The organism is Tabrizicola sp. M-4, assembly GCF_051132405.1.
In the GTDB taxonomy this organism is placed as follows: domain Bacteria; phylum Pseudomonadota; class Alphaproteobacteria; order Rhodobacterales; family Rhodobacteraceae; genus Paragemmobacter.
In genome coordinates, this window is the sequence record NZ_CP128606.1 from 3,595,677 (window position 1) to 3,613,064 (window position 17,388).

The window sequence follows — 17,388 nt, forward strand, 5'->3', positions numbered from 1 at the left end:
GGACGGGGTTTCAATATTCATGCGCTCGGGCGAAAGGCGCGGCAAGGGCGGAGGTTAGACCCGTTCGATGGCGACCGAGATGCCCTGACCGCCGCCGATGCACATGGTGAGAAGCGCCGTGCCCTGCCCTGTTCTTTCCAGCGCGTGAAGCGCCTTCACCGCGAGGATCGCGCCAGTCGCGCCAACCGGGTGGCCAAGGGCGATGGCCCCGCCTGCCGGGTTGACCTTGGCAGGGTCGAGGTTCAGGGCGCGGGAGACGGCGAGGGCCTGCGCGGCGAAGGCCTCGTTGCTTTCGACGAGGTCGAAATCCTGCGGGGTCATGCCGAGTTTGGCGCAGAGCGCCTGTGTGGCGGGGATGGGGCCAAGGCCCATGACCTTGGGATCCACCCCCGCCACGGCATAGCCCATGATGCGGGCGCGGGCACCGTCGCGTCTGCCTTTCGACAGGATCAGCGCGGCGGCCCCGTCATTGATGCCGGAGGCATTGCCCGCGGTCACGGTGCCATCCTTCTGGAAGACCGGCTTAAGGGCCGAAAGCGCGTCGAGCGAGGTTTCCTTGGGGTGTTCGTCGCGGTCGAAGATGATGGGCCCTTTGCGGGACGCGATTTCCACAGGCGTGATTTCGGCGGTGAACCAGCCTTCGGTCAAGGCACGGGCGGCGCGGGTCTGGCTTTCCAGCGCGAAGGCGTCCTGATCGGCGCGGGTGATGCCGTGCTGGGCGGCGACATTCTCGGCTGTCACGCCCATATGGCCGGTGCCGAAGGGGCAGGTGAGCGCGCCGGTCATCATGTCCACCGCGCGGGTGTCGCCCATCTTCGTGCCGAAGCGGGCGGCAGGCAGGGTATGGGGGGAGCGGGACATGCATTCCGCCCCGCCCACCAGAGCCAGGTCGGCATCGCCGAGCATGAGGGATTGCGCGCCGGAGACGATGGCCTGCAGGCCCGAACCGCAGAGGCGGTTGACGTTCATCGCGGGCGTTCCCTGCGGCACGCCTGCCTGCATGGCGGCGACGCGCGACAGATACATGTCGCGCGGTTCGGTGTTGATGACATGGCCGAAGACGGTGGTGCCGATGGCGGCGGGATCGACACCCGCGCGGGCCATGGCTGCGCGGGCGGCGGTGGCGGCAAGGTCGATGGGGGCCGTGCCTGCAAGTGATCCGCCGAAGGTGCCGATGGCGGTGCGCGCGCCGGAAAGGATGTAGATGTCGGTCATGGCTGTGGCCCCCTGCCCTGTTTTCCGGCACAGCATGGCACGGCTTGGGCGGCGATGCAGCGGTGACGTCGCGTTGGGCATGCCATGTCGCTGGCGTGATTGACAGTTGCGGGGCCACGAGGGAGATGTGCCGCGCAAGTCATTTCGAGAGCATCCCTTGTCCTCCCTCATCCGCACCCATGCCGCGCTGTTGATCGCGGGTATCCTGTCCTTTGCGATCATGGGGGCGGGGCAGTCGCTGTATGGCCCCGCGCTGCCTGCCTTTGCGCGGGAATTCGGCCTGACGGTGGGGCAGGCCGGGTGGCTGGTCTCGGCGCTGTGGATCGGGTCGGCGACCGGGGTCGCGCTGATGTTCTTCCGGGGGCGGCAGGTGACGCCGCGCCATGCGCTGGGGGTGATGGTCGTGGGATCGGGGATCGTCGCGGCCGGCATCGGCTGGTGGCCGACGCTGGCGGGATCGGTGATCTTCGGCATGGGCTACGGGATTGCGACGGTGGTGTTCAATCCGCGCGTGCTGCGGGCCTTTGGCGCGAAGGGGCCGTCGATGGTGAGCCTGCTGAACGCCATGTTCGCGGTGGGGGCGATCATCGCGCCGCTTGGATTCGTCGCCATCGGGTCGAACCCGCATCTGGCCTTTGCCGTTGTGGCGGGGCTTTGCGCGCTGATCTGGCTGGCGGCGGGGACGGGCGAGCGGGTGGACGAGGCGGCGGCAGCAGGTGCTGCGTCAAAGCCCTATCGGTTCCGGGCGGGTCTGTTGTGCTTTGGCGTGGTCTGCATCGGGGTGGAGGCCTGCCTGATCGGGCTTGGACCAACCGCGCTGATCACCGCGGGGGCGAGCGAGGAGACGGCGGCGCGGGCGCTTTCGGGGTTTTTCGTGGCCTTTCTGATTTCCCGCTCGGCGCTGGTCTTCGTGGCGCATCTGGTGCCGCCCTTTGCCGTTTATGCGGGGGCAATGACGGGGGCGGCGATCTGCGCGCTCGGGGCGATCATCCTACCTGCGGTACCGTTCTTCATGGCGATGGGGGCCTTTGCCGGGCTGTTCTTCCCGGGGTTCTTCGTGACCGCCTCGCGCGTGATGGGGGATGATCCGCGCGTGACGCCCACGATCATTGCGGCGGGGCTGGTGGGGGGGATTTCCTCACCCGTCATCCTTGGCTGGCTGGTCGAGGGGATGGGGGAGCGGGGGTTCTTCCAGATCATTGCCGGGCTGACGGTGGCCACCGCGGCGGTGGCCCTGCTGCTGCTGCGGAAGGTGAGCGCGGAGGTGCGGGCCTAGATCAGCCCGCCTGCCAGACTTTCACCGCATCAAGCGGCCAGAGCAGCATGAGGATGTTGAGGGCGAGCCCGTCGCGGATAAGCCATGTCGTGAGCGCCTCGAAGAAGACAATGATCGCGACCGACGCCCAGACGGGCAGGATGCGGGCAAGGAAGAAGCCCGCGATCATCGCCACGATATCGGCCACCGAGTTGATGACGCTGTCGCCGTAGTAATCGAGCGAGATGGTGACAGAGCGGTAGCGTTCGATGACCGCTTCGGAATTCTCCACGATCTCCCACGCGCTTTCGATGACGGTGGCAATGGTGAGGCGCCATGCGAAGGAGAGGCGGCGGGCGGTGACGTGGAGAAGGCCGTAGAAGAGAAGGCCGTGGATGAGGTGCGAGGGGGTATACCAGTCGCTGAGGTGCTGTGAATTCTCGGAACTGACGGTCTGGCCGTGCCAGAGCTTTACGTAGCCGCATTCACAGATCGGGACCCGCCCGACATGCCAGAGCCAGAAGGCGGCAAGCGCCACGATGGCCGCCGTGAGGAGGTGGGGAAGGCGGTTGTCTTCGGTCATGCGGCACCCGGTGATGATCGCGGCATCCAAGCGGAAAGCGGGGCGGCTGTCACCCCCTTTGCCTTTGGCGGCGCGGCGCTAGGTTTGCGGGCATGAACAAATTTGGGCCAACGCGTGGCGAGCATCTGTTTCGCCTTGTCTTCTCTCTCTTCGGGCTGGGCTGCATCGGAGTGCTGTTCGCCGTGCATGGCGTGCCGCGCGGACCGGGCCTGGTCGAGGTGGTCGGCATCGCCGGGGCCTTCTTCGGCGGGTCGGCGGTGTGGTCGGCGCGGGCGCTGCTCAGGAAAGGTTAGGGCCTGAGGGGGACGCGCCCCTTGGCGCTGAGGCGCCAGACATTGCGCCCTTCGATGACGATTGCAGTCAGCGGGCCGCCATAGGCCGCGGAACTGTCGATGTTCACGCGGTTGCCGTAATGGGTGGCATTGTCCAGCGCGGTATGGCCGTGGACGACGAGGAAGCCGTGGTCGCGGGTGTCTTCGAGGAAACCGGCGCGTATCCAGACCAGATCGGTTTCATGCTGCTCCGGCATGGGGATGCCGGGGCGGATGCCCGCATGAACAAAGACGCAATCGCCGCGTTGCAGCCATGTCGGGCGGCTTTCGAGGAAGATGCGATGGTCGAGGGGGACGGCCTCCACCGCCTCGGCATGGACGGGGGCGATGGGACGGTCTGCCGGGTTCTTGACGCCATAGGAGGCCAGCGTGGCCGCACCGCCAAGGCGCGGGTGCAGCCATGACAGGTCCGGGCGCAGGCCGGGTTCCGCCTCGGCGGGGTCGCGCAGGAAGCGGGTGAACATGCGGTCGTGATTGCCCTTGAGCGTGACCCAGTGCTCGCCCCGCTTGGTGCCCTGCCGCAGGTGTTCGACGACGCCACGGCAATCGGGGCCGCGGTCGACGAGGTCGCCAAGATGGATGACGGGGGCGTCATGGTCACCCGTGGCGCGGCGATCCTCGGCGATCAAGTCGTGGGCGCGGAGAAGCAGGTCGAGATGGCCGTGAATGTCGCCTATGGCGTAGCTGCGCATCGTGCCTGTCCGGGTTTCCCTGTGGAACGCCCGGGGGTTTCACACCCCCGGACCCCCGTGGGATATTTGGGAACGGATGAAGGGGCAAGGCGCATTGCCCTTTCATCTTCGTTTTGTCAGGCCACGTCGAATTCCAGCGGCTTTACCTGCTGGAACATGCCGGTGGATTCCAGCGTTTCCACCACCTTCGGGTCGATGGGCTGATCGAGGTAGAGGATGGCGATGGCGTCCTGACCCACACCGGAACGGCCGAGGGTGAAGTTCGCGATGTTGACGTTGTTCTTGCCCATCGTCATGCCCAGAAGGCCGATGATGCCCGGCACGTCCTCGTTCGTGGTGTAGAGCATGTGGCGGCCGATCTCGGCGTCGATGTTGATGCCCTTGATCTGGATGAAGCGCGGTTTGCCGTCCGAGAAGCAGGTCCCGGCGACGGAGCGTTCGCGTTTGTCGGTGACCATGGTGACCTTGATGTAGGCATCGAAGACGCCCGTCTTTTCCTGACGGGTGGTGGAGATCTGGATGCCGCGTTCCTTGGCCACCACGGGGGCGGAGACGAGGTTGACGTCGGGGTTGTGCGCCTTGAGCACGCCCGCGATCACCGACTGGTTGAGCGCGGCGAGGTTCATTTCGGCCACGGCCCCGTCGTAGAGGATGTTGATGGCTTTGATGGGTTCGTCGGTCATCTGGCCGATGAAGGCGCCCAGATGCAGGGCGAGTTTCACCCATGGCCCCATGACGGCGGCTTCCTCAGCCGTGACGTTAGGCATGTTGAGCGCGTTCTGCACGGCGCCGGTGAGCAGGTAGTCGGACATCTGTTCGGCGACCTGCAGGGCCACATTCTCCTGCGCCTCGGTGGTCGATGCGCCGAGGTGGGGGGTGCAAACGACGTTGGGATGGTTGAAGAGAACGTTTTCGGTGGCGGGTTCCACCTCGAACACGTCAAGGGCTGCTGCGGCGACGTGGCCGGTGTCGAGTGCGTCCTTCAATGCCGCCTCGTCGATCAGGCCGCCACGGGCGCAATTGATGATGCGGACGCCCTTCTTGGTTTTCGCGAGGTTCTCACGCGACAGGATGTTGCGGGTCTTGTCGGTCAGCGGCACGTGGAGCGTGATGAAATCGGCGCGGGCGAGGAGGTCATCGAGTTCGACCTTCGTCACGCCCAGTTGCTTGGCGCGTTCTTCGGACAGGAAGGGGTCGTAGGCCACGACCTTCATCTTCAGGCCGACCGCGCGGTCGCAGACGATGCCGCCGATATTGCCTGCGCCGATGACGCCAAGGGTCTTGTTGAAGAGTTCGACGCCCATGAATTTCGACTTCTCCCACTTTCCCGCATGGGTGGAGGCGTTGGCCTCGGGGATCTGGCGGGCGATGGAGAACATCATGGCGATGGCATGTTCGGCGGTGGTGATGGAGTTGCCGAAGGGCGTGTTCATCACGATGACGCCCTTTTTCGACGCCGCCGGGATATCCACGTTGTCGACGCCGATGCCGGCGCGACCGACGACTTTCAGGTTCGTCGCCTGTTCCAGCAGCTTTTCGGTGACCTTGGTGGCCGAGCGGATGGCGAGGCCGTCATATTGGCCGATGAGTTCGGCCAACTTTTCCTTATCCTTGCCGAGTTTCGGCATGTAGTCCACCTCCACGCCACGGTCGCGGAAGATCTGGACGGCGGTTTCGGAGAGTTCGTCGGAAACGAGAACGCGGGGGGCCATTGGGGGCTCCATTTTTTGAGGGTTCGGAGGGTGGCGGGGTGAACCCCGCCCTACGGGTTGGGTAGGGCGGGGTTCACCCCGCCGTCCCGGTCAGGCAGCCTGCGCCAGCGCGGCGATTTCCGCCTCAAACGCGTGGGCGATCCACGGCATCAGGGCGGCGACATCCGCCGTCTCCACCGTCGATCCGCACCAGATGCGCAGGCCGGGGGGCGCGTCGCGATAGGCGCCGATGTCAAAGGCCACGCCCGCCTTTTCCAGCCGTTTCGCAACGTTCTTGGCGAAGGTCGCGCCGTCGGTGATGCGGGGGTCGGTGAATTTCAGGCAGACGGAGGTGGTGGAGGCGGTGGCCGGGTCTTCGGCGAGGTTCGCGATCCACGAGTTCGCGGCGCAGAAGTCCCAGACGGTGCGGGCATTCGCTTCGGCGCGGGCGATGAGGCCCTTCAGCCCGCCCACCGATTTCGCCCATTTCAGCGCGACGAGGTAGTCTTCGACGGCCAGCATCGACGGGGTGTTGATCGTCTCGCCCACGAAGATGCCGTCGATCAGCTTGCCCTTCGACGTGAGGCGGAAGATCTTCGGCAGGGGCCAGGCGGGGGTATAGGTTTCCAGCCGTTCCACCGCGCGGGGCGAGAGGATCAGCATGCCATGCGCGCCTTCGCCGCCCAGCACCTTTTGCCAAGAGAAGGTGGTGACGTCGAGTTTGTCCCACGGCAGATCCATCGCGAAGGCGGCGGAGGTGGCGTCGCAGATGGTCAGGCCCGCGCGATTGGCGGGGATGGCGTCGGCGTTGGGGAGGCGGACGCCGGAGGTGGTGCCGTTCCAGGTGAAGACCACGTCAGCGTCGAAATCGACGGTGGAAAGATCGACGATCTGGCCATAGGGGGCCTTTTTGACCTTGGCGTCGAGTTTGAGCTGTTTCACCACATCGGTGACCCAGCCTTCGCCGAAGGACTCCCATGCCAGCATCTCGACGGGGCGGGCGCCGAGCATCGTCCACATCGCCATTTCGACGGCGCCGGTGTCCGAACCGGGGACGATGCCGATGCGGTAATCGGCGGGGACGCCGAGGATTTCGCGGGTGAGGTCGATGGCTTCCGCGAGCTTCGCCTTGCCGATTGCGGCGCGGTGCGAGCGGCCCAGAGGCGCGTCGGCGAGGTGGTCGAGGGTGAAGCCGGGGATCTTGGCGCAGGGGCCGGAGGAGAAGCGCGGATTGGCCGGGCGCTTGGCCGGCGGAGCGAGGTCTGTCATGGTAGCCTTCCAGCTAAAAGCCCCTCGTTGGGGAGGGGTGTCCCGCCGATGGGGATAACGGGGCGGACGGGGTGGCACAAGCGGGAAAATTGCCCTAAAGCGGCGGAACGTCGCGCGAAAGCGACGCGCAGGTTCACTATCGGAAACTTCCATGTTCATCGCCACGCTACTGACCAATCCCGACACACCGATCCTTGACCGCGCCACGGTGGAGTCCGTCAGGAACGCCTGGGGCGGGGGGGACGCCGTGTGGCTGGACCCCGGAGTGGCGGCGGAATTTCCTTTGGAGTCCATGCCCTTGAACCGATGGGAGGTGTGGGAGGGTTTGCAGTCGCTGCGCGTCGATCTGGTGGTGCAGGCGGCGGAGGGGCGGCGGAAGCGGGTGCTGCTGGCGGATATGGATTCGACCATGATCCAGCAGGAATGCATCGACGAATTGGCGGATGAGGCGGGGGTGGGCGCGCGGGTGGCCGACATCACCAAGGCCGCGATGAATGGCGAGTTGGATTTCGAGGGCGCGCTGCGCGAGCGGGTGGGGTTGTTGAAGGGTCTGCCTGTGGCGGTGATCGACCGGGTGATCCGCGACCGGATCACGCTGATGCCGGGGGGGCCTGCGCTGGTGGCGACGATGAAGGCGAACGGGGCCTATGCGGCGCTGGTGTCGGGGGGGTTCACCGCGTTCACCTCGCGCATTGCGGGCGTGTTGGGGTTTGATGAGAATCGCGCCAACACGTTGAATTCACAAGGTGATCTTCTGGATGGAACGGTCGCGGAGCCGATCCTTGGGCGTCAGGCCAAGGTGGATGCGCTGGTGGATATTACCAAACGGTTAAACATCACCGAGGCGGCGGTCATGGCCGTGGGGGATGGGGCCAACGATCTGGGCATGCTGAAACGGGCGGGGGCGGGTGTCGCGCTGCATGCAAAGCCCGTGGTGGCGGCGGAATGCGATATCCGGATCAACCACGGGGACCTGACCGCGCTGCTGTATGTGCAGGGATATCGGCGCGAGGAGTTTGTGGCGTGATCCTCCGCCCTGCCCTGCCCGGCGATGCGGCCGCGATGGCGGCGCTGCAGAACCTGATCATCCGGATCGGGGGCACCACGGCCTATGAGACGGAGCGCAGCGAGGATCAGGTGCGGGCCTATGTGGACGGGCCGGGCGCGATCTCTTGTTTCGTGGCGGAGGATGGGGGACGGGTGATCGGGTTCCAGTCGCTGGGCCTTTGGCCGGGGCTGGAGGAGGGATGGGCGGATATCGGCACCTTCGTCGACCCGGCGGTGCAGGCACGGGGCACGGGTGCCGCCTTGTTCGGGGCGACGAAGGCGGCGGCGCGGATGGCGGGGGTGCGTGTCATCAATGCCACGATCCGGGCCGACAATGTGCCGGGATTGGCCTATTACGCGCGGATGGGGTTCCGCGACCATGGCAGCGAGCCGGATTTCACCCTGCGCGACGGGCGGCGGGTGGGGCGCGTGCATCGGCGGTTCGATTTTTAGGCGCATTCCGGCCCCCATTCGCGACAGATGACGGGTAAGGATGGGTGGGACCGGTTTCGCAGAGGTTAAGGCTGCGGTCAGTTCGCGGCGGCGGACGGGGTGAGGAGGCCTGCGGCCTCCATCTCGGCGCGGGTGGGATACCACATGCTGTTGATGCCGATGGAGACAATCTTGATGGCGAATTCGGCGTCGACGCCGTGGTTGATGAAATGGGTGACCATCTTGTTCGCGTCGCGCTGGCCTTCGTCATAGACCCATTCGGCGAAGGCGAATTCGTCCTTCCAGCCGCTGTCTTCGCGCCAATCCTCGTAATAGCTGCGCATCGCCTCCACCCCCCAGCTTGACGGGTGCAGGCCGATGCGGCCGCCGCGGTTCATCACGCGCTCCGTGCCGGCGGCGAAGAGGATGGCGCAGGCGCTCGCGCATTCGCCCTCGACCTCGGTCCGCAGGCCGTAATCTGTTATGATCGCGGCCATTTCATAGGCGGCTTCGATATAGCCGCCATCGGAGGTGAGGCGGATCGTGTCGATCCGGTCGGCATGGCGCGAGAGAATTGAGCGGAGGGTGGCGACATCCTCGTAGGCGATGTCGCCGATGGTGTCGGCGGGGGTCATGCCGCTGTCGGGATCGATGGCGGTGGGATCGACGGGAAGGGCCGTGTCGTAGAGCAGGCGGTTGCCGTCGAGGGTGAAGCGGGTTTCGGCAAAAGCGGGCGCCGCCATGAGGAGGAGCAGAGGCAGTAGGGCGGCGCGCAAGGCTTTCTCCGTCGTTTGGCGGTGCAAGGGAAGATTGACCGGGGTGTCGGGGGCACGCAAGGGGGGCTTTACTTTGCGCGGGCCGGGGCGGATAGGGGCGGCATGCTGTTCGAAGTCGCCACGCATCTTGCCTTGCTGTTGATTCTGGCCGCCTTTTTGGCGGGTTTCGTGGATTCCATCGCGGGGGGCGGTGGGCTGATCTCGGTTCCAGCGCTGCTTTTGGCGGGTGCGTCGCCCATTGAGGCGCTGGCGACGAACAAGTTGCAGGGGACGTTCGGCGCGGCGACGGCGACGGTGACCTATGCGCGGGCGGGGCATGTGGACCTGCGCGGGCAGTTGGGGATGGCGGTGATTTCCGCCATCGGCGGCGGTCTGGGGGCATTGGTGGCGCATCTGATTCCCGTGGGGGTGTTGCGCGTGGTTATGCCTGTGGTTCTGGTGGCGGTGGCGTTGTTCTTTGCGCTGAAGCCGGGGCTGAGCGATGCGGATCGGGTGGAGCGGATCCGGCCGGGGGTGTTTGCGGTGACGGCGGTGCCGTTGATCGCGGCCTATGACGGGTTCTTCGGGCCGGGGACGGGGTCGTTCTTCATGCTGGCCTTCGTGATGCTGGCGGGATACGGCGTGCTGAAGGCGACGGCGCATACGAAGCTTTTGAATTTCGCGAGCAATATCGGTAGCTTGGCGGTATTTATCCCGTCCGGCGCGATGTGGTGGGTGGTGGGTCTGTGCATGGCGGCGGCGCAGGTTCTGGGGGCCGCGATCGGGGCGCGGCTGGCGATGCGGGTGGGGGCGCGGCTGATCAAGCCGCTGTTGGTGGTCACCTCGACCGGGATGGCGGGGCGACTGCTGTGGCAGGCAATTTCGGGGTGAAAACCCTGTACCGCCGGCGGTGCCGAGAAGTGTACCGCAAACTGTCAGCACGCAGCGAACGGTGGCTTTACCTTCGGGGGCAAAATTCTTCTGCGAAGAATTTTGATGCGATCCTTCTGCGAAGGATCTGAAACGGGGCGTCAGAGGCCGGAGGCGAATGTTCGCAGAACATTCGGGGTCAGGTTTTTTCGCAGAAAAAACCTGTTGCCTCACGCCCCCCAATCCGCGCCCTGCATCTCGCGCAGGCGGGAGGCGGTGCGTTCGAATTCGAAGGCCCCCGTGCCTTCGAGATAGAGGCGTTCGGGTTCGTCGGCGGCAGAGCAGATGAGGCGGACGCGTGCCTCGTAGAGCGCGTCGATCAGGGTGACGAAGCGCTTCGCCTCGTTGTAATTGGAGGCCGAAAGCTGGGGGATGTCTTCGAGGATGAGGACGCGCGCGGCTTGGGCGATGGCGAGGTAGTCGCCGGGGCCGAGGGGGCGGGCGCAGAGGTCCCAGAAGGTCGCGCGGGCGATGCCATTGGCGAAGCGCGGCAGTTCCACCGTTCGGCCGTTGACGGGAAGGGAGAGGCGGTCGCCCTTGGCGCCGCCGGTCAGGTCGGACCAGATGGCGTCGATCTCTCCCCTTACCTTGCCGGAGGGATGGAAATAGACCTGCGCGCCCTGCAGGCGGTGCTGGCGATAGTCGGTCGGGCTTTCGAGTTGGACGACGGAGAGGCGGTCGTTCAGCAGGTCGATGAAGGGCAGGAAGAGCGCGCGGTTGAGGCCGTTGAGATAGAGGTCCTCGGGCGGGCGGTTGGAGGTGGTGACGATGACGACGCCGCCCGCGAGGAGTTTTTCGAACAGGCGGCCCACGACCATGGCATCGGTGATGTCGGTGATCTGCATCTCGTCGAAGGCGAGGAGGCGGGTATCGCGCAGGATCGCCTCGGCCACGGGGGCGATGGGGTCTTCGACGCCCTTCTTGCGCGCCTCGTGCATGGCCTTGTGGGTATCCTGCATGAAGGCGTGGAAATGGACGCGGCGTTTCTGACGGATCGCGGTGGACTCGGCGAAGAGGTCCATCAGCATCGACTTGCCGCGACCGACGCCACCCCAGAGATAGAGCCCCTTGGGCGGGGTGAAGGGCTTGGCGAAGAGGCCCGCGAAGAGGCCGACGCGGCGGTCGGCATTCGCCTCGAGCCAGGCGCGGATCTGTTCGAGGCGGGGCAGGACGGCATGCTGCGCCGGATCGGCGCGAAGCTGGCCTTCGGCGACGCGGGTTTCGTAGATTTCGGTCAGGGTTTGCCGCATACCGTTGCATACCGTAAGCCGGGCACTTGGGGAAGTGGGCGGCTGCGGCGGGGACGGGGACGGGGTGTCTACATCCCAAGGTATGGGGCCGGTGACCTTTGGCGGTGGTGATCTTACGGAGGACAGAATTTCGCCCCAGTCGGGATTGTATATGGTGACTTCAAAGCGGTGCGCGAGTCGATGCGGGCCGTATTTGCAGGATGACCGAGATGAGCCACGCCATTCAGACCTATGCCGGTTCCGCCGATGACGCCATGTTCGGCCGCAGCTATGCGCCGCGCGGCGAGGTTGCCCCGGAGATCCGTCTGCCGGCTGGCTGGTGGCTGGTGCCCGCCGTCCTTGGCGGTGCGGCGGGTTGGGTTGCCCTGATCACGGCGGTCTTTTTCTGAGGTCGCCTGCTAAACCTCTGGCACGAAAAGCCGTTTCCGATTTGGGGCTTTAACGTGCAGGAGGCAAGGAATGGCAGTCGCCCATCTATATGGATTTCATCCCGTTCAGGCGGAAGCGCCGCGTGCCCCGCGGCTGAGTGTCGAACCGGACGATTTCGCGGCTGTGGCCGAACTTGCAAAATCCATCTCGGGCTGTTCGCGCGCCTTCATCCGGCTGGCCGATCCCGATAGCGGGCAGATGCGTCTGTCCTTCTTCCCCCCTTTGCCCGACGTGACCGAGCTTCCCAAGGCGCTGCTGCCCGATGGGCAGGGCGTTTCGCGGATGGCAGGGCCCTCGCTGCAGGAAGAGATGCGGGCGGCGGGTCTGCCGCCGCTGGCGTTCTGGGGCTGTTTCACGCTGCGGTCGGTCGAGGGGCGCATTCTGGGCGAGCTGGGCGTTATGGACGAGGCCCAGCATGACCTGCCTGACACGGTGATGGCGCAACTGGCGCAACTGGCCGAGATCCTGTCGAGGGGTGTCGGGATGGCTGCGGGGACCGTGCGGGTTATGGCGCGGCAGACGCTGGGCCTGATGGAAGATCTGGGCGAGATCGACGGGGATGCGGCCTCGCCCGCCGTGATGGGTCTGTTGCGCTATGCCGCCGGGCGGGTGCCAACGTCTTCGGAAGCGATGGCGATGCGGATCGCGGGGCTGGCGGAGGTTCAGGGCGGGTTGCTGCTGCTTACGCCCACGGCGAACGGGATGCTGTACAACCGCGGATTCCGGCTGGCCGATGCGCCCGCGGTGGAAGTGCCGGAGGGCGAGATGCCGGTGGTGGATGCAGGGACCTTCGAGCCGGTCGCCCGGCTGCGGATCGGCGAGGTGCATCACGACATCGCCCGCAATGACGTGACGGAGCAGTTCGCCTTCCGCTTCACCGGGACGGATGATGCTTGGACCGTGCTGGAGAAGGGTTTGCAGGATGGCTGGCCGGAGATGACGGCGGAAGTCATCGCCAAGACGCGCAACGCGACCTTCGATTACGTGCGGATGCACATGATCCACAAGCGGGATGCGTCGACCGTGCCGGGCGAGTTCGTCTATGACCTTTACGGTCTGGAGTGGACAGTGCGCGGCACGCCCGCCCATGCAGAGGCGCGGGGCGAAGATGGGGTGTGGCGGGTGTTCGATGCCGGGCATATCGCACCCGATGCGCCGCGCGATTTTTCGGCGCAGGCGGCCTTTGCTGCGATCCCGGATCTGGCGGCGCGGATCGGGTCGGATGTGCATGAATGGTCGAAGCGGATCGCCGCCGGGTCGGAGGTCACGCCGATCTTCGGGTGATCTGCCTGACGGTCGTGGGGTTGGAACGGGTGGTCCCTTGCGGGATCACCCGTTTTCCATGGCGGTGATGCAGTCGCGCAGGCGGCCGACTGCGGCCTTCTTGATCTGGCTGACGCGGCCCGTGGTGACGCCGAGGATTTCGGCGATCTCGTAGACGTTCAGTTCCTCGACGAAGTAGAGTTGCAGGACCAGCGCCTCGCGTTCGGGCAATTCGCCCAGCGCGCGGCGGAGCATCTTGCGCATCTGGTCCTGTTGCATCTTGTCTTCGACGGAGCGGCCGCTGTCGGAGAAGAGCATGGAGTGATCGGAATAGACCTCGTCCAGCGACTTGATCTGGGAGGCGCCGAACTGGGCCTGCCAATCCTCAAGCTCACCCACGGTGATGCCCATGTCGGCGGCGATTTCCTGCTTTTCGGGGGCACGGAGGAGTTGCTGTTCGAGTTTCAGGACGGAGGCGCGCATCTTCTGCTGCATCACGATGGTGGCGCGGCAGAGGGAAGAGGAGGCGCGGAGATAGTCGATGATGGAGCCGCGAATGCGGATGGCGGCATAGGCGGCGAAACTTGCGCCCTGACGCGGGGTGTAGCGCTGGGCGGCATCGACGAGGCCCATGTAGCCCACTTGCAGCATGTCCTCGATTTCCACCATGCGGCCGACGCGGCCGTGGAGGTGCCAGGCGATCTTGCGGACGAGGTCCATGTGGCTGCGGACCAGTTTCTCTGGCGAGGGGCCGTCCTGTTCGGCATAGCGTTTGGCGAGCATCATTCGCGCCCTTTCGTGGAAAGTTCGGGAGAACGGGTCATTCGGCAGCCTCGCGCCATGCGGGGGCCCAGCCGGTTGCCCAGTTGCGAAGATTGGTGACGCCGGGGCGGGAGAGAGCGTCGAGAAGCCCCGTGCCGCCGGCGATGCGGGTGAGTTTGAGGCCGGCCTGCGCGATGGCCTCCAACTCGTCCCGTTCGGGCCACCAGTGATCGAGGCCGGTGAGGGTGACGGTGGGGGCATAGGCCTGCCAGTCGTGGCAGATCCGCGCGACACGGGCGGGGTGGAGGCCTGCAGGCAGGCAGAGGACGAGTTCCGCGTCGTCGACATCGATCAGCCGGGCGGCGAGTTCCGGGGCGGCGTCGGGGATGTCGGAGAGGTCGATGATCTGGGGCGCGTTGGGCGCGGGATCGGGCAGGTTCATGGCGGCGGCCAGCGTGGGCCGGTCGGGCATGAGGCCCATGAGGCGGCACCAGCCGCGCAGGCGATCTTCGACCAGCATGGCGGCGGGGACGGGGGCGATGATCTGCGGGCGCAAGCCCGGTTCTTCGAGCATCAGCCGCGCGGCAAGGCGGGCGGCGAGCATGGATTTTCCCGCGCCGGAGGGACCGGCGAGGATGATGCGGGCGACGGGTTCGTCGGCCAGTGCCTCGGGGCGGAAGAGTTGGCGGGCCAGCTGGTCGAGCGGGTCGACCGACGGCGCCGGGCGGCGGGTTTCCTGCCGCAGGGCTTCGGCGAAATCCTGTGCCTCGGACCGTGCCGCCGCGGGGAGGGATGGCGCGGCCTTGGGCGCGGCGGGGGCAGCGGGTTTGGGTGCCGGGACCTTTGGCGCGGCGGGTTTGGGGGCGACGGGCGCGGCGGCGGCGGGCGCGATCGGGCGAGCCGTGAAGGCCGCTTCGCGCGGGGCTGCGGCAGCCGATGGCGGGCGCGGCGCGGGTTTGGCGAAGGGGCGCGCGGGCGGGGCCGCGAAGAGCGGCGCGCGCGTGCGGAGTGCCTCGGCGAAGAGTTCCTCCTCGGAGGGGCCTTCCTCGACCTCGGGCGCGACAAAGCCGTCGGGCGGAAGCGCCGTGATCTCGATCTTGCCATCGACGTGGCGGGTGGAAAGGATCAGCGCGTCGGGACCGAGACGCTGGAGGATTTCCTCCATCGCCTTGTGGCCGCTGGGTGCGCGGACGGTGATGGCAGTCATCTGTCAGCTCCCATCATGTGAGGTTGAGGTTGAGTGTTCGGTTGCGGGGTGGCCATGCGGGGCAGTTGCTGCTGCCCGCCGATGGAGGCCACCACTTCGACCCGGCGGTTGTCCGGGAGTTCGTTGATGCCCATGACGATGGCGTCGGGCAGGTGCGGGCGCAGGAATTGCGCGAAGCTGCGACGCAACTGGCCCGCGACGATGACGACCGCCTGCTTGCCTTGCCCCGTGGCCTGTTCCAGCGCGTCGGAGAGCGACTTTACCAGCGTGCCGGCGAGGCCCGTGTCGAGCATCAGCCCCTCTTCGCCCTGACGGCGGGCGCGGATCAGGAGTTGTTCCAGTTCCGGGTCGAGCGTGACCAGCGGCAGGGGGGTGTTGATCGGCACCATCTGCTGCAGGAGGAGCGGGATCAGGATGGGGCGCAGGCTTTCGGCCATGTCGGCGGCGGAAAGGTTGCGCGGGGCGAGTTCGGCCACGCCTTCGAGGATGCGGCGCAGGTCGCCGATCGGGATGCGTTCGGAGAGCAGAACGCGCAGGACGGCGGTGACGGTGTGCAGGGGCACGAGTTTCGGGACCACTGCGTTGACGAGCGTGGGCGAAACGCGGGCCAGCGTGTCGAGCAGCGTCTGCACATCGTCGGGACCGATGAGGTCGGCGGCATGTTTGTAGAGCAGTTGCGACAGGTGGGTGGCGATGACGGATTCGGGTTCCACCACAACGTGATCGTCGGCCTCGGCCTCGGGGAGCTGGTGCGGGAGGATCCAGACGGCATCCAGACCGAAGGAGGGGTCCTTGACCTCGATCCCCTTGAGCTTGCGCGAGGAGTTCACGCCGGGGATGGCGAGCTTGCGGTCGGGATAGACCACATCTTCGCCCCGGATGACCTGACCGATGCGGATGCGGTACTGGTTGGGGGTGAGCGTCAGGTCGTCGCGGATGCGGACGCCGGGGACGACGAAGCCCATGGCCTTCGACACCTCACGCCGGATCGCGGTGATGCGCTGCACCAGCGCGCCGCCGCCTTCGCCCGCGAGCGGGATCAGCGCATAGCCGATCTGGAGCGAGACGGGGGCATGGTCGGTGACATCGTCGGGGGTGATCGCCTCGGTGCCCGGACGGGCGGCCTCGGCCCCGGCGGCGGCGGGTTTTCCGGCGGCGGATTCGGGTTCGGCCTCTTCGGGGGTGCGGTCGACCTTGCCGAACCAGGCGAGGACGGCGGCGACGGCGGCGAAGAAGAGGAACATCGCGTTCGGCATGCCCGGCACGAGGCCCACGATGGCCAGCACGCCCGCCACCGGCAGCCATGCCTGACGCAGGTGGATCTGCTTGGCGATGAGGCCGGACATGTCATGCGAGGAGGAGACGCGGGTGACGATGATGGCGGTGGCGATGGAGAGGAGCAGCGCGGGGATCTGCGCGACAAGGCCGTCGCCGATGGAGAGCAGGAGGTAGGTGTGCGATGCGTCCGACAGCGACATGTCGTGCTGCATGGTGCCGATCAGGATGCCGCCGATGATGTTGATGGCGAGAATGAGGATGCCCGCCATGGCATCGCCCTTCACGAATTTTCCGGCACCGTCCATGGAGCCGTAGAAATCCGCCTCGGCCGCCACTTCGGCGCGGCGGGCGCGGGCCTCGTCGGGTGTCAGAAGACCGGCGTTCAGGTCGGCGTCGATGGCCATCTGCTTGCCCGGCATGGCGTCGAGGGTGAAGCGGGCCGAGACTTCGGAGACGCGCGAGGCACCCTTTGTAATCACGACGAGGTTGATGATGACGAGGATCGTGAAGACGAGGAAACCCACGATCATATTGCCCGCGATGACGAATTCACCGAAGGCTTGGATCACCTTGCCGGCGGCGTCGTGGCCGGTATGGCCCTCGGACAGCACGATGCGGGTTGAGGCCACGTTCAGCGCGAGGCGGAACACGGTGGCGATCAGCAAGAGGCTGGGAAAGCTGGAGAAATCCAGCGGACGAAAAGCGTAGAGCGCCACCATCAGGATGACGAGGGACAGGAGGATGTTGCCGACGAAGAAGATGTCGAGCAGGATGACGGGCAGCGGCAGCACCATCATCGCGATGATCGCGAGGATGCCCAGCGGCAAGGCGAGACCTGCGGCGAGCGAGGCCCCGGCCGCGGCGCGGGTGGGCGCGGCACTCATGCCTTGGGTCCTTTTTGGGAGGTGGCGGCTGGCGTCATTCTTCCGTCATCCGGGCTGTCGGTTCTGCATTCGGGGATGACACTGCAAAGCCCGTGCCAGAGCAGGCGGGAAACC

17 protein-coding genes are annotated in these 17,388 nt (G+C 66.3%); 7 read left to right on the top strand and 10 right to left on the bottom strand.

Going from position 1 to position 17,388, the window contains the following annotated elements; all coding sequences use genetic code 11:
* Positions 1-54: 54 nt before the first annotated feature.
* Positions 55-1,215: a beta-ketothiolase BktB gene (gene bktB / locus TabM4_RS17570; protein WP_434615346.1), complete on the bottom strand. Its 1,161-nt coding sequence runs from the start codon at positions 1,213-1,215 to the stop codon at positions 55-57.
* Positions 1,216-1,372: 157 nt separating this feature from the next.
* Between bktB and TabM4_RS17575 the strand changes: the two genes are divergently transcribed.
* Entirely contained in the window at positions 1,373-2,491 is a 1,119-nt protein-coding gene (locus tag TabM4_RS17575; RefSeq protein ID WP_434615349.1) for an MFS transporter, read from the top strand.
* Between the two features lies 1 nt (position 2,492).
* Here the strand turns inward: TabM4_RS17575 and TabM4_RS17580 are convergent, their stop codons facing one another.
* On the bottom strand, positions 2,493-3,053 hold the full coding sequence (locus TabM4_RS17580) for a DUF2585 domain-containing protein (RefSeq protein WP_434615352.1): 561 nt from the start codon (positions 3,051-3,053) through the stop codon (positions 2,493-2,495).
* A gap of 92 nt (positions 3,054-3,145) precedes the next feature.
* Here TabM4_RS17580 and TabM4_RS17585 point away from each other — a divergent pair, with 92 nt between their 5' ends.
* Positions 3,146-3,346: a hypothetical protein gene (locus TabM4_RS17585; protein WP_434615355.1), complete on the top strand. Its 201-nt coding sequence runs from the start codon at positions 3,146-3,148 to the stop codon at positions 3,344-3,346.
* Here TabM4_RS17585 and TabM4_RS17590 read toward each other — a convergent pair.
* The 3 genes from TabM4_RS17590 to TabM4_RS17600 all read right to left on the bottom strand — a co-directional run bounded on the left by TabM4_RS17590 (position 3,343) and on the right by TabM4_RS17600 (position 7,037).
* Positions 3,343-4,077: a metallophosphoesterase gene (locus TabM4_RS17590; RefSeq protein WP_434615358.1), complete on the bottom strand. Its 735-nt coding sequence runs from the start codon at positions 4,075-4,077 to the stop codon at positions 3,343-3,345. The two genes, TabM4_RS17585 and TabM4_RS17590, sit on opposite strands and share 4 nt — an antisense overlap.
* Before the next feature lie 116 nt (positions 4,078-4,193).
* Positions 4,194-5,789, bottom strand: coding sequence for a phosphoglycerate dehydrogenase (serA, locus tag TabM4_RS17595; protein ID WP_434615361.1), 1,596 nt, complete (start codon positions 5,787-5,789; stop codon positions 4,194-4,196).
* A gap of 90 nt (positions 5,790-5,879) precedes the next feature.
* A complete protein-coding gene (locus TabM4_RS17600; RefSeq protein WP_434615364.1) occupies positions 5,880-7,037 on the bottom strand; it encodes a phosphoserine transaminase in 1,158 nt (385 codons plus the stop codon).
* Positions 7,038-7,188: 151 nt separating this feature from the next.
* On the opposite strand from TabM4_RS17600, the gene serB reads away from it, so the two are divergent.
* Together serB and TabM4_RS17610 are read left to right on the top strand one after the other, a co-directional pair.
* The gene (serB, locus tag TabM4_RS17605) at positions 7,189-8,064 is read left to right on the top strand and encodes a phosphoserine phosphatase SerB (RefSeq protein WP_434615367.1); all 876 of its coding nucleotides are present in this window, start codon (positions 7,189-7,191) and stop codon (positions 8,062-8,064) included.
* Positions 8,061-8,537, top strand: coding sequence for a GNAT family N-acetyltransferase (locus TabM4_RS17610; RefSeq protein ID WP_434615370.1), 477 nt, complete (start codon positions 8,061-8,063; stop codon positions 8,535-8,537). Before serB ends, TabM4_RS17610 begins: the two co-directional genes overlap by 4 nt.
* Positions 8,538-8,614: 77 nt before the next feature.
* On the opposite strand, the gene TabM4_RS17615 is transcribed toward TabM4_RS17610, so the two are convergent.
* The gene (locus tag TabM4_RS17615) at positions 8,615-9,292 is read right to left on the bottom strand and encodes a hypothetical protein (protein WP_434615373.1); all 678 of its coding nucleotides are present in this window, start codon (positions 9,290-9,292) and stop codon (positions 8,615-8,617) included.
* Positions 9,293-9,397: 105 nt separating this feature from the next.
* On the opposite strand from TabM4_RS17615, the gene TabM4_RS17620 reads away from it, so the two are divergent.
* Positions 9,398-10,162 carry a TSUP family transporter gene (locus tag TabM4_RS17620; RefSeq protein ID WP_434622152.1) on the top strand — a complete coding sequence of 255 codons (765 nt, stop codon included), beginning with the start codon at positions 9,398-9,400 and terminating at the stop codon, positions 10,160-10,162.
* A gap of 209 nt (positions 10,163-10,371) precedes the next feature.
* Here TabM4_RS17620 and zapE read toward each other — a convergent pair whose 3' ends face one another.
* Complete coding sequence (gene zapE / locus TabM4_RS17625) at positions 10,372-11,451, bottom strand: cell division protein ZapE (RefSeq protein ID WP_434615375.1); 1,080 nt, start codon at positions 11,449-11,451, stop codon at positions 10,372-10,374.
* Between the two features lie 209 nt (positions 11,452-11,660).
* Here zapE and TabM4_RS17630 point away from each other — a divergent pair, with 209 nt between their 5' ends.
* Both TabM4_RS17630 and TabM4_RS17635 read left to right on the top strand, forming a co-directional pair.
* Positions 11,661-11,840 carry a hypothetical protein gene (locus TabM4_RS17630; RefSeq protein WP_434615378.1) on the top strand — a complete coding sequence of 60 codons (180 nt, stop codon included), beginning with the start codon at positions 11,661-11,663 and terminating at the stop codon, positions 11,838-11,840.
* Between the two features lie 70 nt (positions 11,841-11,910).
* The gene (locus TabM4_RS17635) at positions 11,911-13,164 is read left to right on the top strand and encodes a hypothetical protein (protein ID WP_434615381.1); all 1,254 of its coding nucleotides are present in this window, start codon (positions 11,911-11,913) and stop codon (positions 13,162-13,164) included.
* Between the two features lie 45 nt (positions 13,165-13,209).
* On the opposite strand, the gene TabM4_RS17640 is transcribed toward TabM4_RS17635, so the two are convergent.
* Genes TabM4_RS17640 through flhA form a run of 3 tightly spaced genes read right to left on the bottom strand, consistent with a single transcriptional unit; the run spans position 13,210 to position 17,274 of the window.
* Positions 13,210-13,929 carry a sigma-70 family RNA polymerase sigma factor gene (locus TabM4_RS17640; RefSeq protein WP_434615383.1) on the bottom strand — a complete coding sequence of 240 codons (720 nt, stop codon included), beginning with the start codon at positions 13,927-13,929 and terminating at the stop codon, positions 13,210-13,212.
* A 34-nt stretch (positions 13,930-13,963) separates the two neighbouring features.
* Complete coding sequence (locus TabM4_RS17645) at positions 13,964-15,112, bottom strand: hypothetical protein (RefSeq protein WP_434615386.1); 1,149 nt, start codon at positions 15,110-15,112, stop codon at positions 13,964-13,966.
* Positions 15,109-17,274 (bottom strand): flagellar biosynthesis protein FlhA, encoded by a 2,166-nt coding sequence (gene flhA, locus TabM4_RS17650; RefSeq protein WP_434615389.1) that lies wholly within the window; start codon positions 17,272-17,274, stop codon positions 15,109-15,111. Before flhA ends, TabM4_RS17645 begins: the two co-directional genes overlap by 4 nt.
* Positions 17,275-17,388: the final 114 nt, after the last annotated feature.